The sequence below is a fragment of the Microlunatus parietis genome, from assembly GCF_013407955.1.
GTDB classification, from domain to species: domain Bacteria; phylum Actinomycetota; class Actinomycetes; order Propionibacteriales; family Propionibacteriaceae; genus Microlunatus; species Microlunatus parietis.
This window is the reverse complement of sequence record NZ_JACCBU010000001.1, coordinates 2082562-2108353: the sequence shown is the minus strand read 5'-3', so window position 1 is coordinate 2108353 and position 25792 is coordinate 2082562. Positions and strand designations below refer to the sequence as shown.

Annotated in this window: 20 protein-coding genes; 15 read left to right on the top strand and 5 right to left on the bottom strand. The window is 69.1% G+C overall.

Annotation, left to right across the window (positions count from 1 at the left end):
• Complete coding sequence (locus BKA15_RS09990) at positions 1-1398, bottom strand: ABC transporter substrate-binding protein (RefSeq protein WP_179750347.1); 1398 nt, start codon at positions 1396-1398, stop codon at positions 1-3.
• A gap of 141 nt (positions 1399-1539) precedes the next feature.
• Here BKA15_RS09990 and BKA15_RS09985 point away from each other — a divergent pair, with 141 nt between their 5' ends.
• Genes BKA15_RS09985 through BKA15_RS09975 form a run of 3 tightly spaced genes read left to right on the top strand, consistent with a single transcriptional unit; the run spans position 1540 to position 4214 of the window.
• A complete protein-coding gene (locus tag BKA15_RS09985; RefSeq protein WP_179750345.1) occupies positions 1540-2286 on the top strand; it encodes a GntR family transcriptional regulator in 747 nt (248 codons plus the stop codon).
• Between the two features lie 51 nt (positions 2287-2337).
• Complete coding sequence (locus BKA15_RS09980; protein WP_179750343.1) at positions 2338-3228, top strand: cupin domain-containing protein; 891 nt, start codon at positions 2338-2340, stop codon at positions 3226-3228.
• Positions 3225-4214: an ROK family protein gene (locus BKA15_RS09975; protein WP_179750341.1), complete on the top strand. Its 990-nt coding sequence runs from the start codon at positions 3225-3227 to the stop codon at positions 4212-4214. Before BKA15_RS09980 ends, BKA15_RS09975 begins: the two co-directional genes overlap by 4 nt.
• On the opposite strand, the gene BKA15_RS09970 is transcribed toward BKA15_RS09975, so the two are convergent.
• The gene (locus tag BKA15_RS09970) at positions 4135-6072 is read right to left on the bottom strand and encodes a glycoside hydrolase family 127 protein (RefSeq protein WP_312878917.1); all 1938 of its coding nucleotides are present in this window, start codon (positions 6070-6072) and stop codon (positions 4135-4137) included. The genes BKA15_RS09975 and BKA15_RS09970 overlap by 80 nt on opposite strands.
• A gap of 7 nt (positions 6073-6079) precedes the next feature.
• Positions 6080-6787: a GntR family transcriptional regulator gene (locus BKA15_RS09965; protein WP_179750340.1), complete on the bottom strand. Its 708-nt coding sequence runs from the start codon at positions 6785-6787 to the stop codon at positions 6080-6082.
• A 47-nt stretch (positions 6788-6834) separates the two neighbouring features.
• On the opposite strand from BKA15_RS09965, the gene BKA15_RS09960 reads away from it, so the two are divergent.
• The 12 genes from BKA15_RS09960 to BKA15_RS09905 all read left to right on the top strand — a co-directional run bounded on the left by BKA15_RS09960 (position 6835) and on the right by BKA15_RS09905 (position 22272).
• Complete coding sequence (locus tag BKA15_RS09960; protein WP_312878916.1) at positions 6835-7950, top strand: dihydrodipicolinate synthase family protein; 1116 nt, start codon at positions 6835-6837, stop codon at positions 7948-7950.
• A 35-nt stretch (positions 7951-7985) separates the two neighbouring features.
• A complete protein-coding gene (locus BKA15_RS09955; protein ID WP_179750336.1) occupies positions 7986-10010 on the top strand; it encodes an ABC transporter substrate-binding protein in 2025 nt (674 codons plus the stop codon).
• A gap of 15 nt (positions 10011-10025) precedes the next feature.
• Positions 10026-11024 (top strand): ABC transporter permease, encoded by a 999-nt coding sequence (locus tag BKA15_RS09950; protein WP_179750334.1) that lies wholly within the window; start codon positions 10026-10028, stop codon positions 11022-11024.
• Between the two features lies 1 nt (position 11025).
• A complete protein-coding gene (locus BKA15_RS09945; protein ID WP_179750332.1) occupies positions 11026-12180 on the top strand; it encodes an ABC transporter permease in 1155 nt (384 codons plus the stop codon).
• Positions 12158-13285: an ABC transporter ATP-binding protein gene (locus BKA15_RS09940; RefSeq protein WP_246322306.1), complete on the top strand. Its 1128-nt coding sequence runs from the start codon at positions 12158-12160 to the stop codon at positions 13283-13285. Before BKA15_RS09945 ends, BKA15_RS09940 begins: the two co-directional genes overlap by 23 nt.
• Positions 13269-14339, top strand: coding sequence for an ABC transporter ATP-binding protein (locus BKA15_RS09935; RefSeq protein ID WP_179750328.1), 1071 nt, complete (start codon positions 13269-13271; stop codon positions 14337-14339). The genes BKA15_RS09940 and BKA15_RS09935 overlap by 17 nt, the downstream gene beginning before the upstream one ends.
• Before the next feature lie 10 nt (positions 14340-14349).
• Complete coding sequence (locus tag BKA15_RS09930) at positions 14350-15417, top strand: sialidase family protein (RefSeq protein ID WP_179750326.1); 1068 nt, start codon at positions 14350-14352, stop codon at positions 15415-15417.
• A complete protein-coding gene (locus tag BKA15_RS09925; RefSeq protein ID WP_179750324.1) occupies positions 15414-16808 on the top strand; it encodes a DUF5060 domain-containing protein in 1395 nt (464 codons plus the stop codon). The genes BKA15_RS09930 and BKA15_RS09925 overlap by 4 nt, the downstream gene beginning before the upstream one ends.
• On the top strand, positions 16805-18070 hold the full coding sequence (locus BKA15_RS09920; RefSeq protein WP_179750322.1) for a DUF5605 domain-containing protein: 1266 nt from the start codon (positions 16805-16807) through the stop codon (positions 18068-18070). Before BKA15_RS09925 ends, BKA15_RS09920 begins: the two co-directional genes overlap by 4 nt.
• Positions 18064-20115, top strand: a complete 2052-nt coding sequence (locus BKA15_RS09915) for a hypothetical protein (protein WP_179750320.1) — start codon at positions 18064-18066, stop codon at positions 20113-20115. The genes BKA15_RS09920 and BKA15_RS09915 overlap by 7 nt, the downstream gene beginning before the upstream one ends.
• 99 nt (positions 20116-20214) lie before the next feature.
• Positions 20215-21345 carry a winged helix-turn-helix domain-containing protein gene (locus BKA15_RS09910; RefSeq protein WP_179750318.1) on the top strand — a complete coding sequence of 377 codons (1131 nt, stop codon included), beginning with the start codon at positions 20215-20217 and terminating at the stop codon, positions 21343-21345.
• A gap of 66 nt (positions 21346-21411) precedes the next feature.
• Positions 21412-22272 carry a hypothetical protein gene (locus BKA15_RS09905; protein ID WP_179750316.1) on the top strand — a complete coding sequence of 287 codons (861 nt, stop codon included), beginning with the start codon at positions 21412-21414 and terminating at the stop codon, positions 22270-22272.
• A gap of 15 nt (positions 22273-22287) precedes the next feature.
• Here BKA15_RS09905 and BKA15_RS09900 read toward each other — a convergent pair whose 3' ends face one another.
• Together BKA15_RS09900 and BKA15_RS09895 are read right to left on the bottom strand one after the other, a co-directional pair.
• Entirely contained in the window at positions 22288-24066 is a 1779-nt protein-coding gene (locus BKA15_RS09900; RefSeq protein WP_179750314.1) for an ABC transporter ATP-binding protein, read from the bottom strand.
• Positions 24059-25789, bottom strand: a complete 1731-nt coding sequence (locus tag BKA15_RS09895) for an ABC transporter ATP-binding protein (RefSeq protein ID WP_179750312.1) — start codon at positions 25787-25789, stop codon at positions 24059-24061. Before BKA15_RS09895 ends, BKA15_RS09900 begins: the two co-directional genes overlap by 8 nt.
• Positions 25790-25792: the final 3 nt, after the last annotated feature.

The following is a 25792-nucleotide window of genomic DNA, read 5'->3' as shown; positions in this document are numbered from 1 at the left end:
TCACCCCACCTTGTCCAGCTCGGCCTGGCAGTTGCGCTGGGCGTCGGCGAGTTCCTGAGCCGGGGTGCCGGTCTTGGTGGAGATCCGCTCGATGGCCCGGGCCAACTGGTCCGAGGCGTACGTGTGCACCGGCGACTCCCACATCGGCACCGCCACCTCGAGTTGCTGACGGAAGAAGGCCACCGCGTCCTTGGCGAACTTCTCGCCGCGTCGCTCGACCAGCGCCTTCGGCACGATGGCCGGGTCGATCTTGGCGTTCGTCGGCAGGTCGGGAAAGATCTCGAACTGCGCCTGCGCCCCGGTCACGGCCAGGTAGTCGAGGTAGCCGAACGCCGCATCGGAGTCGTTGGAGGCCTGAGGGATGGCGAGCCAGTTGGGCCAGTAGCCGGAGACCGGCGTCGACCCGCTCGGCCCGACCGGGAACGGCGCCACCTCCCAGCGCTCGAACTCGGCCTCGACGCTGTAGAACGAGCCCATCATCCAGGTTCCGTCGTCGATCATCGCGAGTCGTTGCTGCTGGAAGATCGGCGGCGCGTCGCCGAGCGAGGTCCAGGACTCGTTCACCTTGTTGATGTCGCCCTGGTACTCCTCGTCCAACCAGGACAGGAAGAACTCGAACAACTCGATGTTCTGCTCCGAGTCGATCTCGTAGCGGCGATTGGCCGCGTCGTAGATCCGGCCGCCGTTCAGACCGCTCCAGATCGGCAGCCGGACGGCGTCGAACGGGATCATGAAACCGGCCCGCTCGAGGACGTCGCCCTTCCAGCGGGTGAACTCTGCCGACAGCTCGCGAAGCTCGATCAGGGTGCTCGGGAAGCTGGCCCGGTCGGACGGGATGCCCTTCTCCTCGAACCATTCCTGGTTGTAGAAGACCCCGTACGAACCGGCGGTGAACGGCAGTCCGTACGTCTTGTCCTCGAAGCGGCAACTCGCCAGCACCGACTCGGGCCACTGGTCGGCCGCCGAGTTCTGCGACGACGCCATCAGGTCGTCCAAGGCGATCAGCGCACCTCTCGCACCGAAGGACACCGGCGGATCCCAGATGATCGTCGCGCTCGGCGGGTTGCCGCCGGCGATCCGGGCCAGCAGGACCTCGTTGAAGTTCTGGTTGCCGGTCAGCCGGGTGACCTCGACAGTGGTGCCGGGATGGGCGCCGCCGTAGTCCTGGGCCAGCTTCTGGTGCAGCTCGAGGTAGCCGTCCTCGCCACCGGGAAGCCAGAACGTCAACTCGGCCGGCCCGGCATCCCCGCCGGCGCCACCGCCGGAGCAACCGGCCAGCCACGGCGCTCCGAGGCCGGCCGCGCCCAGTGCTCCGGCCAGGCCGAGAGCCCGGCGGCGGCTGATCGGCGGCATCCGGCCGGGGGTGTGGCCGGACCCGGCCAGGGGGCTGCGACTCATCTCGACTCCTTCGGCGAAGGCGATCCACCCGTTCATCCAAGATCTTACCAGTTCCAGACCAGACTGGACTAGATCTGGAACGGCCCGGTGGACGGGTGCGCCGGACGGCCAAGGACGGTGCGGACCAGTAACATCCCAGCCATGGACGTCGACACGCCGACCTCGCGGGCGGTCTACCGTGCCCGCGAACAGGTCCGTCAACTCGTGCAACGCGGCGTCTATGCGCCGGGAACACGGCTGCCCGGGGAGCGCGAACTCGCGTCGGCCACCAGGGTCAGCCGGTCCACCCTGCGGCTGGCCCTGGAGCAGCTGGAGGAGGAGGGCATCTTGGACCGGCAGCCGCAGCGCGGCTGGTTCGTCACCCGGCACGGCCTGATCGGCGACCGATCGAGTTCCTTGCAGAGTTTCTCCGACATCGTCCGACGGAAGGGCTTCACCCCGACGGCGACCGTGCTGCGGCACGAAGTACGCGGCGCGACGGTCGAGGAAGCCAGCAGGCTTGGCATTCCGCCGGCCGCGTCGATCATCGAACTGCGCCGCCTCCGTGGCATGAACGGCAATCCGATCTGCATCGACCGGTCGCTGTTGATCGAGCAGCGGACGCCGCAACTCGTCGGAGTCGATCTTGCCGACAGTTCCTTGTACGAGACGCTGGAACGCGAATGTGGGATCGTCATCGTGCACGCGTCCTGTGAACTCCAGGCCGAAGCGGCGAACGCGGCCGACGCCGAGCTGCTGCGGATCGCGGTCGGGGCCCCGGTGCTGCACTACCGCGACGTCAGCCGGGACCAGAACGAGGAGATCGTGATGACCTCGGAGCTGCTCTACCGGGGCGACGCGTACCGCTTCGAGTCGGATCTCTACCGCCAGTTCCCGCCACCGGTGTGACCGTCGAATTCAGGCCTAGCTGGTATAGAACTGGTCTGTTAGGCTGACGGCATGCAGAACGCCATGGGTGCGCTGTTCGAGAAGCGCCGAGCCACCCCTCGCCCCGAGTTCGACACGCCGAAGATCATCCGGCGCGAGGACACGGCGCATCATGTCTGGGGCGACGTGGAGGCCGGGTTCGTCACCGACCGGGTGTACGTCTCGACCGGGCAGTTGCACGTTCTGGAGTACGAACTCCCGCCCCGCGGCGAGTTCCGGCACAGCGAGCTGAACCAGACGATCTTCGGCGGCGATGTCCTCTACTTCGTCCTGGACGGGACGCTACTCCTGGTCGACCCGTCGACCGGTGAACTGCAGCGGGCCACAGCCGGCACCGGCCTACTGATCCCGCGCGGCACCTGGCACAACGGGTTCAATCCCGAGGCCGAGACGGTGCGGGTGATCGAGTTCTTCTCGCCGCCGCCGGCCCGCGGTGCCGGCTCGGAATACGCCCGCCGCCAGCCACCGCTGGCGACGACCTCGTACCAAGATCATCGCTGGGACGGCCGGTGGCCCTCGGCGCGGGCGGAGGCGGTGGCCGAGTCCCGGCTGACGCCGACCGGCGACGGCACCGCTCTGTGGGGCTTTCGTGATCACCACGCCTCGCACACGGTCGGCACCCTGGTCGACACGGAGTTCCTCACCGTGAAGCACGGTTTGGTGATGCCCGGGCACGCCGAGGACTTCGATGCTGTGGCCGACGAGACGGTGATCGTCTGCACCGAGGGCGAACTGTGGGTCGACGTCTTCACGCCGGGCGCAGGCTACGCGCCGGCCTGTCTGCGGCCCGGCGACGCCGTCTTCCTGCCGTCGGGCAGCCAGGAGCGGATCCTGGTCCGCTCGTCGAACCGGGCCCGGTATCTCCGCGGATCGGGGCGCGTGCCCGACGGTTGGACCGCGTGACCGACGGCCGCCGGGGGATCGTGGTCGGCCTGGACGTCGGTGGCACCAAGATCATCGGGGCCTTGTTCGAACCGGGAACCTGGCGGGTGCTGGAGCGGGTCGGCGCGGCAACCCCCGGATCACCGGGTGCCGCCGATCCGGGCCTGGTCGCGACCGCCGCCGTGGCCCGCGAGCTGGCCGCCCGGGCAGCCGCCGCTGATCAGCGGGTGCGCTCGGTCGGAGCCGGCTTCCCGGAGTACGTGGCGGCCGGCCGGCTGACCAGCCGTGAGGTGATCGGGCCGTCGGCCGCGCCCGATCACGTGCTGGCCACCGAATTCGAGCCTGAGACCATGATCACGATCGACTCGGACGTGCGGCTCGGGGCGATGGCCGAGGCTCGCCTCGGCGCCGGCCGTGGCATCGGCAGCTTTCTTTACGTCTCATGGGGTACGGGGCTGTCGTCAACTCTGGTGATCGAAGGCCGAGCCTGGGCCGGCGCCCACGGCGAGGCGATTGCACTGGGTGAGTTCCCGATCCCGGCCGGGATCGCCGACGGGTCGCCGGTCAGCCTGGAGGCCTTCGCCTCCGGGGCCGCCATCGCCCACCGCTACGCGAGCGCCGGAGCCAGCCCCGCGGACGGAGCCCGTGGCGTGCTGTCCCGGGCCGAGACCGGTGACCCGGTGGCGGACGCGGTGCTCGGCTCCGCGGCCCGAGCCCTGGGCTCGGTGCTGGCCGCCGCCGTGCGGCTGGTGGACCCGGCGGCGGTGATCTTCGGCGGCGGGCTCGGTTCGGTGACCGAACTGACCGGGCGAGTGATCACCGAAGCACGGAGCCGACTGCCGTCACGCTCCGCCTGCCGGTGGCTGCCGGCCGAACTCGGACCCGACTCGGGCCTGTTCGGGGCCGCGATCCTCGCCGCGGAGGCGGTCAGCGGATCGGCAGCCAGACCCGCATGGGCAACCGGTCCCGGTTCGACCACTGGAAGTAGGGGATCGCCGTCGCCGTGACCGGGCGATCCGCGAGTTCCGGCCGCGTTGCGAAGTACGGCAGCCCGCTCGGCGGCTCGTCGAACTCGGCCGCGGTGACGTCGAGCAGGACGGTGCGGCCGATCCCGGGATGATCATCGACCGGCCGGGTCGTGATCACCGGTTCGGCGGCCGACCTGAGCCGTTCCACGTCCACCCCGGCTTCCTGGTCGGCCTGCTCGAAGCAGTAGACCAGCGGGCCGCGCTCGAAGGCGACGGAGCCGCGGACGGCGTCGATCTTGGGGTGCGGGGTGATCATCCGCGGCGTCAGGTCCAGGCCGAGTCGTATCGTGTCGCCGGCCTGCCATCGGCGGCGCAGCCTCAGATAACCCTGCGCGTCGGGCTCGACCAGGACCGGGTCGCCGTTCACCGCAAGCTCGGTCCGTTCGCTCCACGGCGGCAGCCGCAGGCCGATCCCGCATTCGGCCTCCGGCGCCCGCCCGATCGTGATCATGACGTCGCCCTGCCAGGGCAGGTCGGTCCGGATCGTCAGGCCCAGCGCACCGCCGGCCAGGTCGGCGGCCAGCTCGGAATCCGCGTACTGCTGGAGATACACGGTCTCGGCGTCGACGGTTGCGACGTAGTGGCCGAGGGAGGCCATCAGGCGGGTCACGTTGGGCGGGCAGCAGGCCGACCAGAACCAGCCACCGCGATACCGGGGATCGCCGATCACCTGTTCATGATCATGACGCCGCTGCAGCGGATTGCCCTTGAAGAACTCCAGCCCGTCCAGCGACACCGAGGCGGCGAAGACGTTGTAGAGGGTGCGCTCGATCAGGTCCGCGAACCGCGCCTCGCCGGTGGCCAGCAGCAGCCGCCAGCTCCAGTGGATGCTCGCCACCGCCGCGCAAGTTTCGTTGTAGGCCTGGTCAGACGGGAGTTCGTACCCCTCGCCGAAGGCCTCCTTGAGCTGTCGGGCGCCGTGCCCGCCGGTGATCGCGGTCTTGGTGGCGACCGCGTCCTCCCAGCGCGCGATGGAGCACTCCAGCAGGGACCGGTCGCCGGTCTCGAGCGCGACGTCGACGATGCCCGCCTCGAGATACATGGCCCGCACCGCGTGGCCGGTCAGGATCGGCATCTCGCGCACCGGAAGGGCGTCCTGGAAGTACGCCGAGCCGACCGGACTGTGGCCGACCAGGCCCCGGCCGCGGTCCTCGACCAGCCGCCGGGCCAGGTCGAGATAGGCGGCCGTCCCGGTCAGTCGGAACAGTTCGACCAGGGCCGTCTCGGCCTCGGGATGCCCGTCCAGGCGGGGCTTCCGCTCGGTCAGGAACACCTGGACCAGGTGATCGGCGAGCCGCCGGGCGACCGGCAGCAGTTGATCATCGCCGGCCCGGGCCAGCGCCACCGCGGCCTGGATCAGGTGACCGGCCGTGTAGAGCTCGTGACTGTTCTCCAGCTTGGCGTAGCGCTGGCCGGGCGCCACCACCTGGTAGTACGAATTCAGGTAGCCGTCGTCCTGCTGGGCCCGGTCGATCAGGGCGACAGCGTCGGCGACGAACGACCGCAGCGTCGGATCGTCGCCGTTGCCGAGTTCGAAGCCGACCGACTCGAGCATCTTGTAGACGTCGGAGTCCATGTAGACCGGGCCGTGGTATTCCGCGTCCAGTTGATCACCGGCGGCCAGCCGGAGATCGTCGAAGTTGCCGGCCTCGTCGAGCTTGCGGAGGCCGAGCGGGATGCTCGCGTCCCGGTTCACCCGCTGCCACTGCTGCCAGAGCCCGCCGGTGATGATCACCGGCGGGATCGGCCGGTGGGCGGCGGCAGCGTCGGCGGTGAGGGCGACCGGTCCGGTCACGGCGCCGGTGTTGATCATGGAATCGGCCTTGGCTGTCGACACGGCGTGATCACCGCCGTCCGGAGTTCATGCGCGGCTGGGTGAGGAAGACGATGGTCTGGTCGCGGACCCGGAGGATGTGCGACTCGAGCCGTTCCCGGGCCAGATCGGTGTCGCCGGCGACCAGGGCCGCCACGATCCCGCGGTGCTCGTCCACCGCGGTGTCCAGCCGCTTGTGGGTCAGCGGCGCCTCCATCCCGGCCCGGGTGACGTGGATGCTCAGGTGCAGGTCGTCGTAGAGCGACACCAGCCGCGGCAGTTCGGCGAGCGCGACGATCGAGCGATGGAACCGGCTGTCGTTCTCCCGGAACGCGATGTAGGCGGCCTGGTCGTCGATCGCGTGCTCGGCCAGCTTCGCCGCCTCGGCCACCGATTCCTCGAGTTCGGGCAGTGGTCCCTCGGGTTGGCGCTCGCAGAAGCGGCGGATGCTGTGCGATTCGATCATGACCCGGAGCTCGAACAACTCGTACAGGGAACTGAGCGAGGGGACCGCGACGGTGAACCCCGCGACCGGGTCGTACGAGAGCAGCCCGCGCTCGTACAGCCGGCCGACGGCGCTGCGGACCGGTGTCCGGCTCATGCCGAGGTTGCGGGCGAACTCGCGGATCGGCACCGGTTGCCCGGGCGCCGGGTGCTCCTCGGTGAGCCAGGTGACCAGCGCCTGGTGGGCCCGGCTCTCCAGGCTTTCGGAGTCGACCGGTGCTGCAGTTCGAGCCATCGAAGATCCTTCCCGTGCCCATTCACAGTACTCAGCTTGCTCATGGTATGCCGGATCGCCGATCCCTGCCGACACTCGGCGACTCGCGCCGCACGTTGTCCGGAAAGCGCTTCAACTTCGCGGCCGGATATCCCTTGACACCACAATCGAGCGACTCTCATCATAGTGGTATGCCACCGGCATTCATTGATGAATCGATACCCACCGGCGAACGTCCGCGGGGGGTCTTCCCGCCGATCGTGCTGCCCCTGACCGCCGACGGGACGCTGGACTCGGCGTCCCTGGAGCGACTGGTCGGCGAACTGCTCGACGGGGGTGTCGCCGGACTCTGGGTCAACGGCACCACGGGCGAGTTCTATGCGCTCGGTGTCGAGGGACGCGCCCGGGTCGTCCGGGAATGCGTCAAGATCGTCGGCGGGGCGGTGCCGGTGATCGCGCACGTCGGGGACACCGGTACCGAACTCGTTCTCGATCATGCTCGGGCCGCGCTGGATGCCGGTGCCGCAAGGCTTTCGGTGCTGCCGCCGTACGGTGCGGACTTCACCCAGGCCGAGCTGAAAGATCATTTCCGCGCTGTCGCCCGGCTGGCCGGCCGGCCCGTGTTCGCGTACAACCTGCCCCGGCTCGCCGGGCCGGGGCTCGGCATCGACGGGATCGTCGAGCTGGCCGCGGAAGGTGTGTTCGACGGCGCCAAGGACAGCAGTTCGGACCTGGTCTGGTTCCGCCAGCTGCTCGGCGCCGCCCGTCGTGCCGGCATCGCCTTCGACTGCTTCACCGGTGGTTCCGCGGTGCCCGACCTGGGCTACTTCGTCGGTGCGCAAGGCACGATGAGCTCGTTGGCGAACCTGGTGCCGCGGCACCTGGTGGCACAGTTCGAGGCCTTCGGACGCGATGACTGGACGGCCGTCCGTGATCTTCAGGACGGTTCCGACGAGCTGCTGCGGGCGCTCCGGCTGCCGCGGGCTACGACGATCTCGGCGACCGCGGCTCTCTACAAGCACCTGTTGGAACGCCGCGGCTGGATCGCCACCGACCGGTCCGCGGCACCGCTGTCCCCGCTGACCGATGACGAGCGTCGGCAGCTGGACCGGACCGCTTTGCCCCTGATCGAGCAACTGGAGGCCGCCGCCGTCGGCGAGCACTCTGGCGTCCGTCGCCGCTGACGGCCGCCGACCACCCACCTAGGAGGAGCACAACGATGTCTCAGTCCAAGATCACGGACCGGCCGGTGCTGCCGTATCGCCGGATCACTCTCTCCCGGCGCGGCCTGCTCGGCTCCGGCTCCGGTTTGATCGCCGGCGCCGCCCTGACCGGCTGCAGTCTGTTGGAGACCGCCCCGGTGCAACGCGACGGTGACGGCGCGCCGAACCCCAGCGGGCCCAAGGGACCGGAGGCGCCCAGCTTGGCCGCGCAGGTCGAGGCCGGGAAACTGCCGCCGGTCAAGGAACGGATGCCGGAGCAGCCGCTGGTCGTCGAGCCGATCGAGAGTGTCGGACGGTACGGCGGCACCTGGCATTCGGCGATGATCACGCAGGAGGACGCAAGCTGGCTCGGCACGATCGTCGGGTACGAGCCGCTGGTCCGCTGGACCCGGGAATGGACGAACTCCGCCGGAACGGACGAGATCATCCCGAACATCTGCGAGGCCTTCGAGGAACTCGAGGGCGGCAAGGTCTTCGAGTTCACGCTGCGCAAGGGTCTGCGCTGGTCCGACGGGGAACCCTGCACCGCGGAGGATTTCCGGTTCGCGTTCGAGGACGTCAATGTCTACGCGGACATGCATCCGGGCGGCTTCTACGACCTGTGGCTGAGCCCGGACACCGCTCGGCCGGGCGAGTTCACCGTCGTCGACGAGCAGAAGGTCAGATACACGTTCACGGCCCCCAAGCCCGGCTTCCTGAACGAGCTCGCGAGCATGCGGACCATGGTCATGCCCAAGCACTATTTCCAGGAGTTTCATCCCCGGTACAACAAGAATGTGGACGACCTGGTCAAGAAGGCCAACCTCAACGACTGGATCCAGCTGTTCGAGAACAAGTCCACGCCGTGGATGAACGCCGACGCCCCGACCCTCAACGCGTGGCGGTTGGTCACACCGCTGGGCGAGGGGACAGCGGTGGTCGCGGAGCGGAATCCGTACTACTGGAAGACCGATCCCGAGGGCAGCCAGCTGCCCTACATCGACAAGATCCAGTGCGAGGTGTTGCTGGACGTCGAGGTCGAACTGCTGAAGATCGCCAACGGCGAACTCGACCTGCAGATGCGCAACTTCAGCACGGTGCGGAACAAGCCGGTCGTGGCCCGGAATCAGGAGAAGGGCGACTATCGGATGTTCACGATCGGCGCCACCGGCACCAATACGCTGGTGATCGGGTTCAACCAGACGCTTTCCGACGACAGGAAGCGGGCCATTTATGCCAACAAGGACTTCCGCGTCGGACTGTCGTACGCGATCAATCGGCAGCGCATCATCGATTCCGTCTACGCCGGGCAGGGTAAGCCGTGGCAGGGCGCACCTCTGGAGGGCGACCCGGTCTACGACGAGGAGTTCGGCACGCAGTTCCTCGAATACTCGACCGACAAGGCGAACGAGGCGCTCGATCAGGCCGGCTACGAGAAGCGGGATTCCGACAACTACCGACTGGCGGACGGCCAGCGGATCGTCGTCCCGGTCGTGGTCAGCTCCGAAATGCCGGACCACGTCGATGCACTGGAGTTGATCAAGGCGGACTGGCAAGCGGTCGGTGTCGAACTCCAGGCGCAGCGGGTCTCGGAAACCCTGTACTGGGAACGAGTCGAAGCTAATCAGGCCGAGGCATCGACCTGGACCGGCGGCGGCTTCGAGATTCGCGCCACCCAGGGATCGAATCACTATTTCCTGCCGAGCAATCCGCGCGGCTCGTCGCGGTACGGCCACACCTGGGCGCTGTGGTATCGCTCCGAGGGCGCAGAGGGCGAGGAGCCGCCGGCGCCGGTGAAGCGGCAGCTGGAGCTGTTCGACCAGATGCGAGTCACCTACGAGGCGGACCAGGCGACCAAGCTGGGCAAGGAGATCATCACGATCGCGAAGGAGTTGTTCGTCTACATCGGGATCAGCACGCCGCCGGAACTCTACGGCATCGTGAAGAACTCGATGAAGAACGTGCCCGACTTCTTTCCTGGATCGGTCGGCTACATGGCCCCCGGTCCGAGCAATCCCGAGCACTTCTACTTCACGGCCTGACCGGGAGCTGTCTCGATGCTGCGCTACATCCTGCGGCGAGTCGGGTTGATGATCATCACCCTGGCGGCGATCTCGTTCGCCACCTTCTGGATCATCAACCTGCCGCCGGGCGATTACGTGTCGACCCTGCAGGCGGCCGCCGAGTCCCGCGGCGAGGAGTTGAGCCTGGAGCGGGTCGCGGCACTGCGCGAGCGCTACCGGCTCAACGACCCGTTCCTGGTCCAGTACTTCAACTGGATCGGCAACATCATCTTCCACGGTGATTTCGGTGAGTCGTTCGCCTGGAACCGGCCGGTGTCGACGCTGATCTGGGACCGGGTCGCGCTGTCGTTCTTCCTGTCGATGAGCACGATGCTGATGGTCTGGGCGATCGCGTTCCCGATCGGCATCTACTCGGCGGTGAAGCAGTACTCGCCGGGCGACTACGCCGGAACGATCTTCGGCTTCGTCGGGATGGCGGTACCGGAGTTCATGCTGGCCCTGGTCCTCATGTACATCGGAGTCCGTTATTTCGGTTCCAGTGTCGGCGGCCTCTTCTCGCCCGAGTACGCCGACGCGGTCTGGAACCTCGGCAAGCTACTCGATCTTGCCTCCCACCTCTGGCTGCCGGTGTTGATCATCGGCATATCGGGTACGGCGAGCCTGATCCGGATCACCCGAGCCAACCTGCTGGACGAGCTGTACAAGCCGTACGTGGTGACCGCCCGGGCCAAGGGGATGCCGGAGTGGAAGCTGCTGCTCAAGTATCCGGTCCGGATGTCGCTGAGCCCGTTCTTCAGCACGGTCGGCTGGCTGCTGCCCGGCTTGATCAGTGGCGAGACGATCATCTCGATCGTGCTCAGCCTGCCGACCACGGGTCCGTTGCTGTTCGGTGCCGTGGAGAGCCAGGACATGTATCTGGTGGGAAGTTTCGTGTTGATCTTGAGTGCATTGACGGTGATCGGGACGTTGCTCAGCGACATCGCCCTGGCCTGGTGGGATCCGCGGATCCGGCACCGCTACGAGGGAGGCTGAGATGGCGGAGAACACGATCGAGGTGGCCGCGCGGGCCGAGCAGCCGCCGGAGGGCCGGCAACCCGACCAGATCACCATCCGGGGCGGTACGGCCTCGCAATGGCGGCTGATCTGGCGGAAGTTCCGCCGGCACCACCTGGCCCGGATCGGCGCGTTCGCGGTGATCATCATCTATCTCATCGTGGCCCTGGCCGAGTTCCTCTCGCCGACCACGACCGATGCCCAGAACGAGCAGTACGCCTACGCGCCGCCGCAGCAGTTGCACGTCTACCATCCCGATCATGGTGTCGGGCTCTACGTGTACGGCTACCAGATGCAGCAGAACGCGGAGACGTACGAACGCACGTTCACCGTCGACGAGAGCAATCGGATCCCGGTCGGGCTGTTCGTCCGCGGCGCCGAGTACCGGTTCTGGGGACTGATCCCGGCCGACGTGCACCTGATCGGTCCGACCGAGCCGGGGCAGCCGTTCTACCTCTGGGGCGCCGACCGGGCCGGCCGGGACATGCTCAGCCGGATCGTCTACGGCTCGCGGATCTCGTTGTCGATCGGCCTGGTCGGCGTGGCGGTGAGCTTCGTCCTCGGCCTGCTGCTCGGCGGGATCTCGGGCTACTACGGCGGCAAGCCGGACACCCTGATCCAGCGGGTGATCGAGTTCCTGATGGCGATCCCGACACTACCGTTGTGGTTGTCCCTGTCGGCGGCGGTGCCGTCGAGCTGGGGGCCGCTGACCCGCTACTTCGCGATCAGCGTGATCTTGTCGGTGATCGGCTGGACCGGGATGGCCCGGGTGGTGCGGGGACGGTTCCTGTCGCTGCGCGAGGAGGACTTCATCACCGCCGCCCGGCTGGACGGCTGCAGCCAGCCACGGATCATCTTCCGGCACATGCTGCCGTCGTTCAGCAGCCACATGATCGCGTCGCTGACCATGAGCGTCCCGGCGATGATCTTGGGCGAGACGGCGCTCAGCTTCCTCGGGCTCGGCCTGCAGTCCCCGGCGGTCAGTTGGGGTGTGCTGTTGCAGGATGCGCAGAACATCAGGGCGATCGAGACCGCGCCCTGGCTGATGCTGCCCGGGGCGGCGATCTTCGTCACCGTCCTGTCCATGAACTTCGTCGGAGATGGATTACGCGATGCTGCCGACCCGTACAAGTGAGCCGCCGAACGCGGCGCAGCCGGTGCTCCGGCTGCGCGGCCTGCGGACGCAGTTCCAACTGGAGGACGGCGTGGTCAACGCCGTCGAGGAGGTCGACCTGGAGATCGGCCGCGGCGAGACGCTTGCCGTGGTGGGCGAGTCCGGGTGCGGCAAGAGCGTGATGGCTCGCTCCGTGCTGGGCCTGGTGGACCGGCCGGGCAAGATCATGGCCGGCCAGGTCTGGGTGCCGGCGCCGCCGCCGCGCGAGCCGGGCGAGCGACGACTCGGGTTCCGGGCTCGCCGAGAAGAGGCGCGCCGGGCGAAGGTGCTGCCCGATGCGCCGCCCGGCATGATCGATCTGGCCACGGCCGAACCGGAGCTGGTCCGCGGCGTCCGGGGCAAGCGGATCGCCATGGTCTTCCAGGAACCGATGACGTCGTTGTCGATGATGCACACGATCGGCAACCAGATCATCGAGGCGATCACGCTGCACGAGAACCTGACCAAGGACCAGGCCCGGCAGCGGGCGATCGATCTGCTCGGCCGGGTCGGCATCCCGTCGCCGGAGCAGCGGATCGACGCCTACCCGTTCCAGCTCAGCGGCGGGATGCGGCAGCGGGCCATGATCGCGATGGCGCTGTCCTGCGGTCCGGAGTTGCTGATCGCCGACGAGCCGACCACGGCGCTCGACGTCACCACGCAGGCGCAGATCCTGGAACTGCTCACCTCGCTGCAGGACGAGTTCGAGATGTCGATCATGCTGATCACCCACGATCTCGGGGTGGCGGCCCAATTGGCCGACCGGGTGGCCGTCATGTATCTGGGCCGGGTGGTCGAGCAGGGTGAGCTGCGCCGACTGTTCGCCGAGCCGCGGCATCCCTACACCCAGGCGTTGCTGCGGTCGGTGCCGAAGCTGGGCCGGGACCGCAACGTGCGGCTGGCGCCGGTCCGGGGGATCGTGCCGCATCCGTACCATCGGCCGTCCGGCTGCCCGTTCCATGATCGCTGCGACTCGTTCATCCCGGGTCGCTGCGACACCGCGCCGCCGCCGGTGATCACCACCGACGACGGCCACCAGGTCCGCTGCGTGCTCTATCAGGAGGACTCCGATGACGGTCATCGATGACCCCGACACCCGGGCCGACCAGGTCCTGCTGGAGACCCGGGACCTCACCATGCATTTCCCGATCCGCAAGGGAATGCTGGGCCGTACGGTCGGCCACGTCAGGGCGGTCGACGGTGTCGATCTGACCATCGCGGCGGGACGGACGGTCGGCCTGGTGGGCGAGTCGGGCTGCGGCAAGAGCACGCTCGGCCGATGCATCCTGCGCGCCAACACGCCGACCGCCGGCATGATCAACTACCGCACGGCGGACGGCCGGGTGGTCGACCTCGCGGCCATGAAGGAGCGGGAGTTGAAGCCGTACCGGCGGGAGATCCGGATGGTGTTCCAGGATCCCTTCTCGGCCTTGAACCCACGGTTCACGCTGAACCAGATCGTCGGCGAGGCGCTGCGGGTGAATCACGTCCTGCCGGCGAGCGAGATCGACGACCGGGTGGCGGCCCTGCTGCAGCGGGTCGGCCTGCGTGCCGAATACCGGCACCGCTACCCGAACGCCTTTTCCGGCGGGGAACGGCAGCGGGTCGGCATCGCCCGGGCGCTGGCGCTGGATCCGCGGCTGGTGGTCGCGGACGAGGCGGTGAGCGCCCTCGACGTGTCCGTACGGGCCCAGATCCTCAACCTGCTCAGGGATCTGCAGGACGACAGTAACCTCACCTACCTGTTCATCTCGCACGATCTCGGCACCGTGGAATACATGGCCGACGAGGTCGTCGTCATGTATGTCGGCAAGGTCGTCGAGTCCGGCCCGACCGCCGAGATCTACGGGAACCCGCAACACCCGTACACGGAGGCGCTGCTGTCCGCCGTTCCCGATCCGGATCCTGATGCCGCAGCCAGGGCGAAGACGGACGGCCGGGGCCGGATCGTGTTGCGCGGTGAGGTCGCGGATCCGTCCAAGGTGCCGACCGGCTGTCCGTTCCATCCGCGCTGCTTCTACGCTCAAGATCGTTGCCGGACCGAGGTCCCCGCGCTTCGCGAGGTCCGGCCCGGCCGCCGTGCCGCCTGCCACTTCGCCGAGGAGCTGGAGCTCCGCGGCATCGACCCGACCGACAACTGAAAGGCCAAGGATGGAACGGGATCCACGTTTCGACGGACGTCTGCGACCCGGTGCCGACCCGGCCCTGACCGAGGCGCTGCTGCCGGTGCTGCATTCCGGCGACAGCCATGCCGCGACCCTCGCCGAAGCCGCGAACGGCGACCTGGTCTGCGCCTGGTTCAACGGTCCGGGCGAGGGGGAGCCGGGCACCAACATCGTGGTGTCCCGGCTGCCGCAGGGCGCCGAGGCGTGGACTGAGCCGGACCTGGTCGCCGCCGACCCGGACCGGTCCGAGCAGAACCCGGTGTTGTTCACCGCACCCGGCGGGACGATCTGGCTGCTGCACACCTCGAACGAGCCGCATGATCAGAAGTCGGCCCACGTGCTGGCCCGGACCTCCGATGATCATGGTGCGACCTGGTCCGAGCCGCGGATCCTGTTCCCCGGGCCGGGCTACTTCCTGCGCAACCCGCCGCTGATCTTCGACGACGGTACGTGGCTGCTGCCGTCCTACCTGTGCACGCCGGCCGGCGAGTACAGCGTGATCGCGATCAGCTCGGACGGCGGTGAGACCTGGGCCGAGCACGAGATGCCGGAGAGCCTGGGCCGGGTCCAGCCGAGCGTGGTGCAACGCGCCGACGGCACCCTGTCGGCCCTGTTCCGGTCCCGAGCCGCGGACCGCATCTATGCCTCGGTGTCGACCGACCGCGGGGTCACCTGGTCGGTGCCGGAGCGGACCGAACTGGCCAACAACAACTCGGCCGTGCACCAGGTCCGGCTGGCCGACGGGCGGCTGCTGTTGATCTTCAACGACGCCTCCCTGGAGCGTGATCAGTTCCGCTGGGTCGGCGACCCGGAGAACCCGCGCAAGAAGGCGGTACGGACTCCGCTCGCGCTCGCCCTGTCCGAGGACGACGGCGCCACCTGGCCGTTCCGGCGCAACCTGCAGCTGGCCGATCTGGAGTACCGGGACGCCCCGATGGGCTACTCCTACCCGACACTGCTGCAGACCTCCGACGGCCGGGTGCACGCCGCGTATTCGTACCTGCGTAAGGCGATCAAGCACGTCAGCTTCGACGCGGACTGGGTGTGCGGATGACCGTTGAGCGGTGGGGGATCTTCGAGCTGACCCTGTCCGGTCCCGCCGACGGTAACCCGTATGTCGAGGTCGAGCTGACGGCCGAGTTCCAGTACCGGAACCGGATCGTCGCGGTGGACGGGTTCTACGACGGCGACGGTGCCTACAAGATCAGGTTCTCGCCGGACCGGGAGGGGACCTGGTGGTATCGGACCTCGAGCAACGCGCCGGCCCTGGACGGACGGGCCGGAGAGTTCCTGGTCGGCCCGCCGGGGCAGGGCAACCACGGTCCGGTCCGGGCGGTCGGCGGCTGGCGGTTCGAGTACGCCGACGGGACGCGGCACGAGTCGTACGGCACCACCTGTTACCACTGGACCCACACCGGTGACGAAGATCATGAACGGCGGACGCTGGAGTCCCTGGCCGCATCGCCCTTCAACAAGGTCAGGATGTGCCTGCTGCCGACGGCCGCGATGACACCGCCGCGGATCGCCTTCGCCGGCGACACTCCAGGGCAACTGGACCCGACCCGGTTCGACCCGGAGTTCTTCCGTCACTTCGAGGGCCGGATCGCCGACCTGCTCGAGCTCGGCATCGAGGCGGACGTGATCATCTTCCATCCCTACGACAAGGGGCATTGGGGCGTCGACAATCTGACCCCGGAGCAGGACCGGTTCCTGGTCCGCTACGTCGTCGCCCGGCTGGCCGCCTTCCGCAACGTGTGGTGGTCGATGTCCAACGAGTTCGACTTCAACAAGGCCAAGACCATGATCGACTGGGATCGGCTGTTGCAGTACCTGCAGCGGATCGACCCCTACCGGCGGCTGGCGTCGATCCACAACGGCACCGCGATGTTCGAACACGCTTCGATCTACGACTTCGGCAAGCCCTGGACGACGCACCAGAGCATCCAGCACTGGGACGCCGGGCTCACCGCCGAGTGGCGGATGCGGCACCCGAAGCCGGTGGTGCTGGACGAACTCGGCTACGAGGGCGACATCGACCGGCGCTGGGGCAACCTGACCGGGCGGGAGATCACCCGGCGATTCTGGGAGGGAATGACCCGGGGCGGTTTCGTCGGCCACGGCGAATGCTACGTGGACACCGAGCACCGCTGGATCTCCAGCGGCGGCACGCTGATCGGGGAGAGCCCGGAGCGGATCGCCTTCCTGCGTTCGATCATCGACCAAGGACCAGCGGACTGGATCGCGGCCCGGGACCGGGGCTATCGGCTGGACTACTTCGGCGACCGCCGGCCGGCCTACTACGACGTGGAACTCGATGATCATGATCATCGAGTCGAGATCATCGACACCTGGGCGATGACCGTCGAGCCGCTGCCCGGAGTGTTCCGTGGACGATGCCGGATCCCGCTCGGGCGGACCGATCTCGCAGTGAGGATCAGCCGATGAGGGTACGTCGCTGGGAGCCGGCCGAGTTGGAACTGACCGGGACCGCGGCCGTGGCGGTGCAGTTCGTTCATGATCGGGTACGGGCGGTGGCCGAGCCGTTCCGCAGCGGGGACCGGCTGCTGGCCCGCTTCGCACCGGGCGTGGTCGGGCGCTGGACGTACACGATCATGGACTCTGCCGGGCCCCCGATCGGCGAGGGAACGCTGGACTGCGAGCCGGAACCCGCCGGTGATCATGGACCGGTCGGCGTCCTCGGCACCCGGTTCGCCCACGCCGACGGCACGCCACACCTGCCGTTGCCGACCAACCTGCTGGATTGGCACCGGCGGCCGGACGCCGGGCACACGCTCGGTTTGCTGCGCGAGTCGCCGATCACGGCGGTACGGCTGTCGGTGCTCGATCCGGAACGGGTCGACTGGCCGGACGATGCCGAACTGGACCGGGTCGAGTGGGCCGTGACTGCGCTGGCCGAGATCGGCCGCCGGGCGGAGCTGGTGTTGTTCGGCGACGGTCGGGCGCTGAACCGGGACGGCTGGCGGGAACACCTGCGGCGAGTCGTGTCGCGGTTTGCCGGCTTCCGTACCGTCGCGTGGTGTCTGGCCGTCGATGCCGACCGGGCCGGGGTCGAACCGGCGCTCTGGCGGGAGGCGCTGGACCTGCTCGCCGAGCATGATCACGGACACCGGCCTTGCACCGTGCACGCCGGACTCGGCTTCGACTTCGGCGACCCGCGGATCAGCTACGCGAGCGTGCGCACTGATCATGCCCGGTCGAGCTCGACGCTGACCGACGACTTCGCGAAGCCCGCCGTGCTGGACGGTCTGGTGGAGGGCGACGCTCCGGACCTTGACGGGAGTCGGACCGCCGAGGCTGTGGTGCTGTACGCCTGGGAGACCGCGGTGCGCGGCGGGTTCCCGACCCACGCGGAACGATGGGTCGACGGCGGTGGGCCGCGCGGTGAAGCCCTGCCCCGGTTGAGCTTCCTGCACGAGATCCTGGCCGCGCTGCCGGGGTCGGCGAGCTATCTGCGGCTCCGTCCGGACGCGTCGACGCTCGGGGTGCCGGACGAGGTGTATCTGCAGTACCTGGGGGCGCACCGGTTCCGGAGCCGGTCGTTCGACCTGCCCGACGGACCGTACCGAGTCGAGGTGATCGACACCTGGTCGATGACCGTCGAGGAGGTGCTGCGGACCGACTCCGGTTCGTTCACGGTGCAACTGGAACCGCGGCTCTACTATGCGATCCGGGCGACGCGATGCTGAACGGCCTGATCGATGTCGATCGGGATCGTCCCGGGATCGGCCTTCGTCTGCTGAGTGGGAGCCGCCCGGTCTGGGACGGCGTGGTCGGCGACTTGTTGATCATGTCGACCGGCCGGCCGTGGCGCAGGAACCGTCCGGGGCTGGCGGCGGCCCAGGTCCGGGACGAGGGCGCGCGGGTCGTGATCACCGGGCGGCTGGACCGGCTCGCGGTCGAGGTCGTGCTTCGGCGGTCCGGCGACCGGCTGGCCATGGACCTGCGGTGGACCAACGACGATGCCGCTCCGGTGACCGATCTCGTGGTCGGGCTGCAGTGGACGGCCGGACCACCGGAGTCCAGAGTCACCATTCCGCAGGTGATCCAGCACGACAATCCGTCGGCGGACGCGGACCGCACGGTGCCCCATGTGAGCCGCGGCGGCTACGTCACCGGCGTGGACCGGCTGCCGATCCCGGCGGTCTGCGTCGAGCCGTCCGACGGCAGCTATCTGATGATCATCGACCGGCCGGAAGCGGACCGCGATGCCGGCGGACGGGTCGGCTACGGCACGCTGGGAGCGGTAGCGGGTACGGAGCCGGCGGCGATCATCGCCTTGTCCGGGGCGATCATGTTCGACGGCGTACCGGATCTGGACTACGTCCACAAGGCGACGACCGCGCCGAATCCGCGCGGCTACTTCACGCTCGCACCGGGCGGGATGATCACCAGGAACCTGCTCCTGGAATGGGGCGACCTGCCCCGCCCCGGTCGCGGCTTCGTGGCGCTGGCCCGGGCCGGCCGCTCGCTCGGTCCGGCGCCCGCAGCCGATCCGGAGGGCCGGCCGGCCATGATCGAACTGAAGGCTGCTGCGCTGGATGCCCGCAGCTTCTCCGACGGCCCGGTCGCGGGCTACCTGAAGTTCCCGGCCTGGGGCGAGCCGCGGAAGGAACGACCCGGCGGCAAACCGCGGCCGGCCCACGACTTCAGCTACGGCTGGACCGGACAGTGCCTCCGGCTCGCCTGGTGCGACGCCGCCCTCGGACTCCGCGACGGCCGCCCGGACCGGATCGACCGGGCCCGCCGCGTGATCGACTTCTACGTCGGGCATTCCGCGGCCGCGGCACCCGGACTCCGCTACACCGGCTACGTCCACGACGATCGGAGCTGGATCGGGGCCCGGCGCCACGGCACCGAGTTGATCTTCGCGCGCGCGTACGGCGAGAGCTTGGGTGACATCGCCGACACCGTACGGCTCTTCGACGATCATGGTCTGGACGTTCCCGCGTCGTGGCGGGACGCGGTGATCACCGGGGCCGAGTTCGTGGCCGGACACCTGGTCGGCGGTCTGGTGCCGCTGGGCTGGACAACGGACGGAGCGCCGGTGCCCGCGGAGCCTTGCGCGGCGGGGATTCCGGCGGCCTACGCGGTGGCCGCGGCCCAGCGGCTGAGCGGCCGAGCCGAGTTCCTGGAGCTTGCTCGTGAGCTCGGCGAGGCGTACCAGGCCTTGCCCGGGCAAGCCTTCGAGCGGCCGTACTCGCACTCGACCCTGGACGCCGCCTGCGAGGACAAGGAGGCCGGCCTCTATCTGCTCCGGTTCTGGCTGGAACTGTTCGACCTGACCGGCGACCCGGGCTACCTGGGCCGGGCCGAGGAGGTCGCGGAGTGGCTGCTCACCTGGGTCTATCACTGGTCGCCCCGGTACGACGCCGGCTCCGTGCTCGAAACGCGTGGGTTCACGGCGCTGGGCTGGCCCGGGGTGAGCGTGCAGAATCACCACCTGGACGTGTTCTTCCCGACCTACGAGCTGTGGCGGCTTGGCCGGCTCACCGGCCATGATCACTTCCGGAGCTGGGCCGAGGGGATCGACACGGCACTTCGGCAGGGCATCTGTGAACGGCCGGGTGACTGGGGCTTCGACGTGGTGGGGGAACAGGGCGAGGCGTTCTTCGTCACCGACTGGCAGCAGCGCGGTGCCAGCAACACCTGGAACCCGTCCTGGGTGATCGCGCTGCCGCTCTGGAACGCGCTGCGGCTCGAGCAGGAGCAGAGTGTCGGTGCCGACGGCTAGAGTGCGCGCATGGAGATCTCGAGCGTAGAGGCTCGTCGGATTGCCCTTGCCGCACAGGGATTCGGCCGCACTCGACCGGTCAGGCCGACGCTGGACGGCGTGCGCAAGATCGCCAACCGGGTGCTCGCGCTGCAGCTCGACTCCGTCAACGTGCTGGTGCGCTCCCACTATCTGCCGGTCTACTCCCGCCTCGGGCCGTATCCGGTCGAGTCGCTGGACCGACTCGCCTATCGGCGGCACGAGTTGTTCGAGTGCTGGAGCCACGCCGCCTGCCTGTTGCCGGTCGAGCTGTTCCCGCTGATGCGGCACCGGATGATCATCATGCAGACCGGCCGGACCTATGCGCTGGGTGCCCCGGTCGACGGTCAAGATCACGTACGGGCGGTCTACGACGAGATCGCGGAGCGAGGCCCGCTGACCGTCGGCGAGCTGACCGACGGCGGCGGCCGGACCGGGAAATGGTGGGGTTGGAGCAAGGGCAAGCAGGCCCTGGAGGCGTTGCTGGAGTGCGGACAGCTCGCCGTGGCGGGACGGCGCGGCTTCACTCGGGTGTACGACCTCGTCGAGCGGGTGATCCCGCGCGAGTTCGTCGATGCCCCGGCTCCGCCGGCCGACGAGGCCCAGAAGGAGCTGCTGTACCGGTCGGCGTTGGCCGTCGGGATCACCAACGGCCGCGGGTTGCGCGACTATCTCGGGCTGACCAGTTTCCGGATCCGGCAGCCGGACGGCAAGATCATCAAGGTGCCGCTGGCACGCCTGCTCGGCGAGCTCGTCGAGGAGGGCCGGCTCACCGAGGTGCGGGTCGAGGGCTGGCGAGATCCCGGCTACATCGTCACCAGTGTGCGAGTGCCGAAGGCGATCAACGCCCGCGCCCTGTTGTCCCCGTTCGACTCCTTCATGCGAGCGTCGTCGCAGCTGCTCTACGGCTTCACCAACCCGATCGCCAAACAGCTGTACGTTCCGGCCGAGCAACGGGTCTACGGCTACTACGTGCTCCCGTTCCTGCTCGGCGACAACCTGGTCGGCCGGTGCGACCTCAAGGCCGACCGGCAGAGCGGCACGCTGCTGGTGCAGAGCGCGTACGTCGAACCCGGCCAGGACGCGACGTGGGTCGCCGCGGAGCTTGCGGCTGAGCTGGACCTGCTCCGAACCTGGCTGAAACTGGACACGATCAAGATCGCCGCCCGCGGCAACCTCGCCGCCGGCCTCCGGAGCGCCAGCCGGAGGTGACCCGCGATGTCGCGATGTGACCGATATTCGATGGACCGGGTCCGCCGGCCGGGGGATGGTGGGCGGATGAATGACCCCGATGGTTCGGTGATCATCGCTGCGCTCCGGGACGACCCGGTGATCGGTTGCCTGGTCGGCGAGCTGAGAGCGGAGCCGCCGGGCCAGGGTCGGATCTTCCGCACCCGCCTGCGCTCCTCCGGAACCCCCTGCATTCTCAAGCTTGCCGACGAACTCGAGGCGGCATGGATGCCGGCGATCAGTGCACGCGCCACCGACATCGTGGCCGAGGTCCTGGCCCATGGCGTCCTTTCCGAGCCCGAGCGGCCCTGGCTGCTGCTGGCCGACCTGCCGCACCGGGCCCGCTCGGACAACGACGACATCGCCCGTGACGTCATGCGCGCGGCGGCCCGGTTCCAGCAGGAGGCGATCGACGTGGACCTGCCGACCTATCCGATCGACGTGGACTTCATGATCACGTACGCCCAGCAGGCGATCGACGCCGGCTGCCCCGGGCCGGCCGCCGACGTGCTGCCCCGCATCGGTGCCGACGACGCCTGGCTGCGATCACTCGGCGGCCACCTGAAGGGTCACGGCGACGTCCACTTCTGGAACGCTGTCGCGGCGGCGCGCGACGGACCCTGGCGCCTCATCGATCCGATCCCGCGGACCGCGCACTGGGCCTGGGACGCCGCCTATGCCCAACTGACCTCGGGCGTCGCGGAAACGCCGGACCTGATCATGCTGCTGGCCGAGGAACGGCGACGGCTCGGTCTCCCGATCCCGGGCGCACAGCAGTTCGACCGGCTTCGCACGATCCTTCTCGGCTGGTCGTCCCTGCTCTGGTGGGCGATCCTGCCGGCTCGGCGCGAAGAGGCCTGGTGGCGTGGCGAAGTGGAGCGGAACGTGGCCGCCCACGAGGCGCTCTGAGCGACGCCCGCCTGGTTACGGCGGCGGGTCCTCCGGTTCCGCGTGCCAGGTCCGCCAGAGCTTGCCGTACACCCCGCCGGCGCTGACGAGCTCGGCGTGGGTCCCGAGTTCGACAAGCTCGCCGGCCTCCATGACGGCGATGCGGTCGGAGTCGTGCGCCGTCTGCAGTCGGTGGGCGATCGCGATCACGGTGCGATCGTGGAGCACGGCGGCCAGTGATTGCTCGGTTCGCCTTGCTGTCTTGGGATCGAGGAGCGCGGTGGCCTCGTCCAGGATCACGGTGTGCGGGTCGGCGAGCACCACTCGGGCGAGTGACAATTGCTGGGCACCGGCGTCGTCGAGCTCGAGGTCGCGGCCGAGTTCAGTGTCCAGTCCGTTGGGCAGGTCCGTGTACCAGCCGGCTCCGACGGCCTCCAGTGCGGCGCGCAGGTCCTCGTCCGTGGCATCCGGGCTCACCATGCGCAGGTTGTCCCGGACGGTGTCGTGGAAGACATGATGATCTTGGGTGATCAACACGACATGCTCCCGCAGCTGCTCGGGCGACAGGTCGGCGACGGGCACGCCGTCGATGGTCACGGACCCGACGTGCGGACGGTCGAGGCCGGCGAGCAGGCGGGCCAGGGTGGACTTGCCGGCCCCGGACATTCCGACGATGGCCAGTCGTTCGCCGGGCCGTACGGTGAGGTCGACCCCGCGCAGCACCTCCCGTACGCCGGTGTAGCTGTAGTGGGCGTTCTCCACGCGAAGTCGATCACCGCGCGAGTCGCCGTCGATGATCTTGGCCGGCCCACCCGGCCGGGTCTCGACGCCGGTGACGCCGGTCAGTCCCTCGACCCGCGCGTACGAGGCGCCGGCACCCTGGAGCTGTTCGATCCAGAGCATCAGCGTGTCGAGCGGCCCGACGAGCTGGCGCAGGAACACCGTGGCGGTCACGACGGTGCCGAGGCTGACCAGGTCACCCAGATACAGTCCGCCGCCGACGACCAGGACGCCGACCACCGGCAGCGCCAGCGACACGTCCGACCACGGGAACAACACCGAGCGCAGCCGCAGCGCCCACAACCGGGCGGACCGGGCGCTCGTGATCGCGGCCTCGGCCGTCTCGGCCCGGCGCTGCTCCAGCCCGAGCAGTTCGACGGTACGGGAGCCCTTCGCCGTGCTGGCGACGACGTCGGCCAACTCCGCACCGGTCGCCGCGACGGCCAGATAGGCCGGCCTGGCTCGGCGCAGATACCAGCGCACGGCCGTCCCGACCCCGACCAGGCAGACCAGTCCGCACAGCCCGAGCAACGGGTTCAGGATGATCACCGCGATGATCAGGAACAGGGCGTGCACCACCGCCACGATCACCTCCGGTACTGCGAACCGCAGTGTCGAGGCGACCAGCGAGGCATCGGTGCTGCCCCGGGCGATCAGATCGCCGAGCGGCAACTGATCGGCGACGCGGGCCGGCAGCGCCAGGGCGCGCTTCAGGAAGCGCTCGCGGACCCGTGCGGCGGTCCGTTCGCCGAACCGGTAACCGACCTTGAGTGCCCACCAGGCCAGCACCGCCTGCACGATCGTGAACAGGACAGCCGCCAAGGCCAGCTGGTCGACGGTGCCGAGGACATCGCCGCCGCCGGTCTGGATCGTGTCGATGATCCGGCCGAGCAGCCACGGGCCGATCAGTCCCGCGGCCGCCGCCAGGCCGTTGACCACGATGATGATCACCACGGCCCGCCGGTCGGCCCTCAGATCGCCCAGCACGGCGGCACGAACCGCGGCCGGCGAGGCGACCGGGAGGTGTCTACTCATCGTCTCGTCCATGATCATTCTCGCCCTGAACGCGGGACACCAGGGCGCGGTAGTCGGGGTCGCTCCGCACCAGGTCCGGATGCCGGCCGATCGACGTCACCCGGCCGTCGACGAGCACGACGACTTCGTCAGACCGGTCCAGGACCAGGGGCGAGGTCGTGGTGATCATCGTGGTCGCCGTACCCCTGAATTCACGCAGCCGCTCGATCATCGCGGCTTCGGTGTTCGCGTCGACGGCCGAGGTCGGGTCGGCGGCGAGCAGGATCTCCGGCGCCGCGTAGATCGCCCGGGCCAGCCGGAGCCGCTGCCGCTGGCCGCCGGAGAGATCACTGCCGCCGGCCGCGACCACCGTGTCCAGCCCGTCCGGCAACGCCTCCACGACGTCCTCGGCGACGGCGGCCCGGAGCGCCGCCTGGATCCGCCGATCGTCAGGTTCGAGGCGGCCGGCGACAAGATCACGAACGGTGCCGGCGAACAGTTCGGCGTCGTTGTCGGCGACGGTCACCCGGCTCCGGAACTCCTCCCGGTCGACTTCGCCGATCGGTACGCCGGCCCAGAGCACCTCGCGGCCGGCATCGGTGCCCACCCGCCCGAGGCGCTCGATCACGCCGATCGCGTCGGAGGGCCTGGCCGTGACCAACGAGGTCAGCAGCCCGGGCCGAATGATCACTCCCGACGCGGCGTCGACCAGGGGACCACTGCCGGCCGGGCTCCTCCGCGCCGTACCGTCGGCGGAACGGGGCACCGGAAGGTTGAGCAGGTCGATGATGCGCCGACCGGCCACCCTGGCCCGAGCAAGATCACCGCCGCCCTCGATCAAGGACGACACCGGGATGACCAGCATGGCGACGTAGCCGTAGACGGCGACGACCTCGCCGATGCTGATCTCCCCGGCCGCGGCCATCCGCGCGGACAGCCAGACGACGGCGGCCAGGAACAGGGCCGGCAGACCGACCGACAACGCACCGACCCAGCTCGTCGGCCCGGCCACCCGGTAGCCGTGCCGGATCAGGTCCTGCGAGTGCTGTTCGTACCTGTTCGCCACGAACGGCTTACCGCCGAGGCCGTTGAGGACCCGGAGCCCGCCCAGGACGTCGACGAGGCGGGTGGTCAACCGCCCCTGGTACGTGCGGTAGTCGCCGCCGGTGCTCTCGATCCGCCGCAGCAGCGGGCCGACGGCGATCGCGAGCAGGGGCACCCCGCCGAGTACCACGGCGGCCAGCAGCGGTGAACTGCTGAACAGCACCACGGCGACCAGAGCGTACGCAACGACGGCACCGACGCCCGGCCCCGTGATCGTCAACGCCTGCGCGACGACCTGGACATCGGTGATGCCGACCGTCACGACTTCGCCGGCGCTCACCCGGCGGGCCAGGGAAGCGCCGAGCCGAGACGTGTGCCAGACCGTGGTCCGGACGCAACGGAACGACGCGTCCATCCTGATCTTGGTCATCGTGCGATGCCGGGCGATCGACAACAGGGCGATCAGCACGGTGGCGGCCAGCAGCGTCAGCGCCCACCCGATCAGCGCTGCGAGATCTCGGTCGACCAGTCCTTGATCAACCGCGCGGGACAGCACCCAGGGCGGCACCGCCAGCCCGACCATCCAGGTGATGCCGAACACCGCGGCCAGAGCGATCCGCCGTGCCTGCGAGCGGGCGAGCCAGAGGAGGAAACGGAACGGACCCGCCAGGTCGCCGGCGGCCGGCGGGACCCAGGTCATGCC

Coding starts and splice junctions, on each gene's coding strand:
- BKA15_RS09990 (WP_179750347.1), bottom strand. CDS start 1,398: ATGAGTCGCAGCCCCCTGGCCGGGTCCGGCCACACCCCCGGCCGGATG.
- BKA15_RS09985 (WP_179750345.1), top strand. CDS start 1,540: ATGGACGTCGACACGCCGACCTCGCGGGCGGTCTACCGTGCCCGCGAA.
- BKA15_RS09980 (WP_179750343.1), top strand. CDS start 2,338: ATGCAGAACGCCATGGGTGCGCTGTTCGAGAAGCGCCGAGCCACCCCT.
- BKA15_RS09965 (WP_179750340.1), bottom strand. CDS start 6,787: ATGGCTCGAACTGCAGCACCGGTCGACTCCGAAAGCCTGGAGAGCCGG.
- BKA15_RS09960 (WP_312878916.1), top strand. CDS start 6,835: ATGCCGGATCGCCGATCCCTGCCGACACTCGGCGACTCGCGCCGCACG.
- BKA15_RS09955 (WP_179750336.1), top strand. CDS start 7,986: ATGTCTCAGTCCAAGATCACGGACCGGCCGGTGCTGCCGTATCGCCGG.
- BKA15_RS09950 (WP_179750334.1), top strand. CDS start 10,026: ATGCTGCGCTACATCCTGCGGCGAGTCGGGTTGATGATCATCACCCTG.
- BKA15_RS09945 (WP_179750332.1), top strand. CDS start 11,026: ATGGCGGAGAACACGATCGAGGTGGCCGCGCGGGCCGAGCAGCCGCCG.
- BKA15_RS09940 (WP_246322306.1), top strand. CDS start 12,158: ATGCTGCCGACCCGTACAAGTGAGCCGCCGAACGCGGCGCAGCCGGTG.
- BKA15_RS09935 (WP_179750328.1), top strand. CDS start 13,269: ATGACGGTCATCGATGACCCCGACACCCGGGCCGACCAGGTCCTGCTG.
- BKA15_RS09930 (WP_179750326.1), top strand. CDS start 14,350: ATGGAACGGGATCCACGTTTCGACGGACGTCTGCGACCCGGTGCCGAC.
- BKA15_RS09925 (WP_179750324.1), top strand. CDS start 15,414: ATGACCGTTGAGCGGTGGGGGATCTTCGAGCTGACCCTGTCCGGTCCC.
- BKA15_RS09920 (WP_179750322.1), top strand. CDS start 16,805: ATGAGGGTACGTCGCTGGGAGCCGGCCGAGTTGGAACTGACCGGGACC.
- BKA15_RS09915 (WP_179750320.1), top strand. CDS start 18,064: ATGCTGAACGGCCTGATCGATGTCGATCGGGATCGTCCCGGGATCGGC.
- BKA15_RS09905 (WP_179750316.1), top strand. CDS start 21,412: ATGAATGACCCCGATGGTTCGGTGATCATCGCTGCGCTCCGGGACGAC.
- BKA15_RS09900 (WP_179750314.1), bottom strand. CDS start 24,066: ATGAGTAGACACCTCCCGGTCGCCTCGCCGGCCGCGGTTCGTGCCGCC.
- BKA15_RS09895 (WP_179750312.1), bottom strand. CDS start 25,789: ATGACCTGGGTCCCGCCGGCCGCCGGCGACCTGGCGGGTCCGTTCCGT.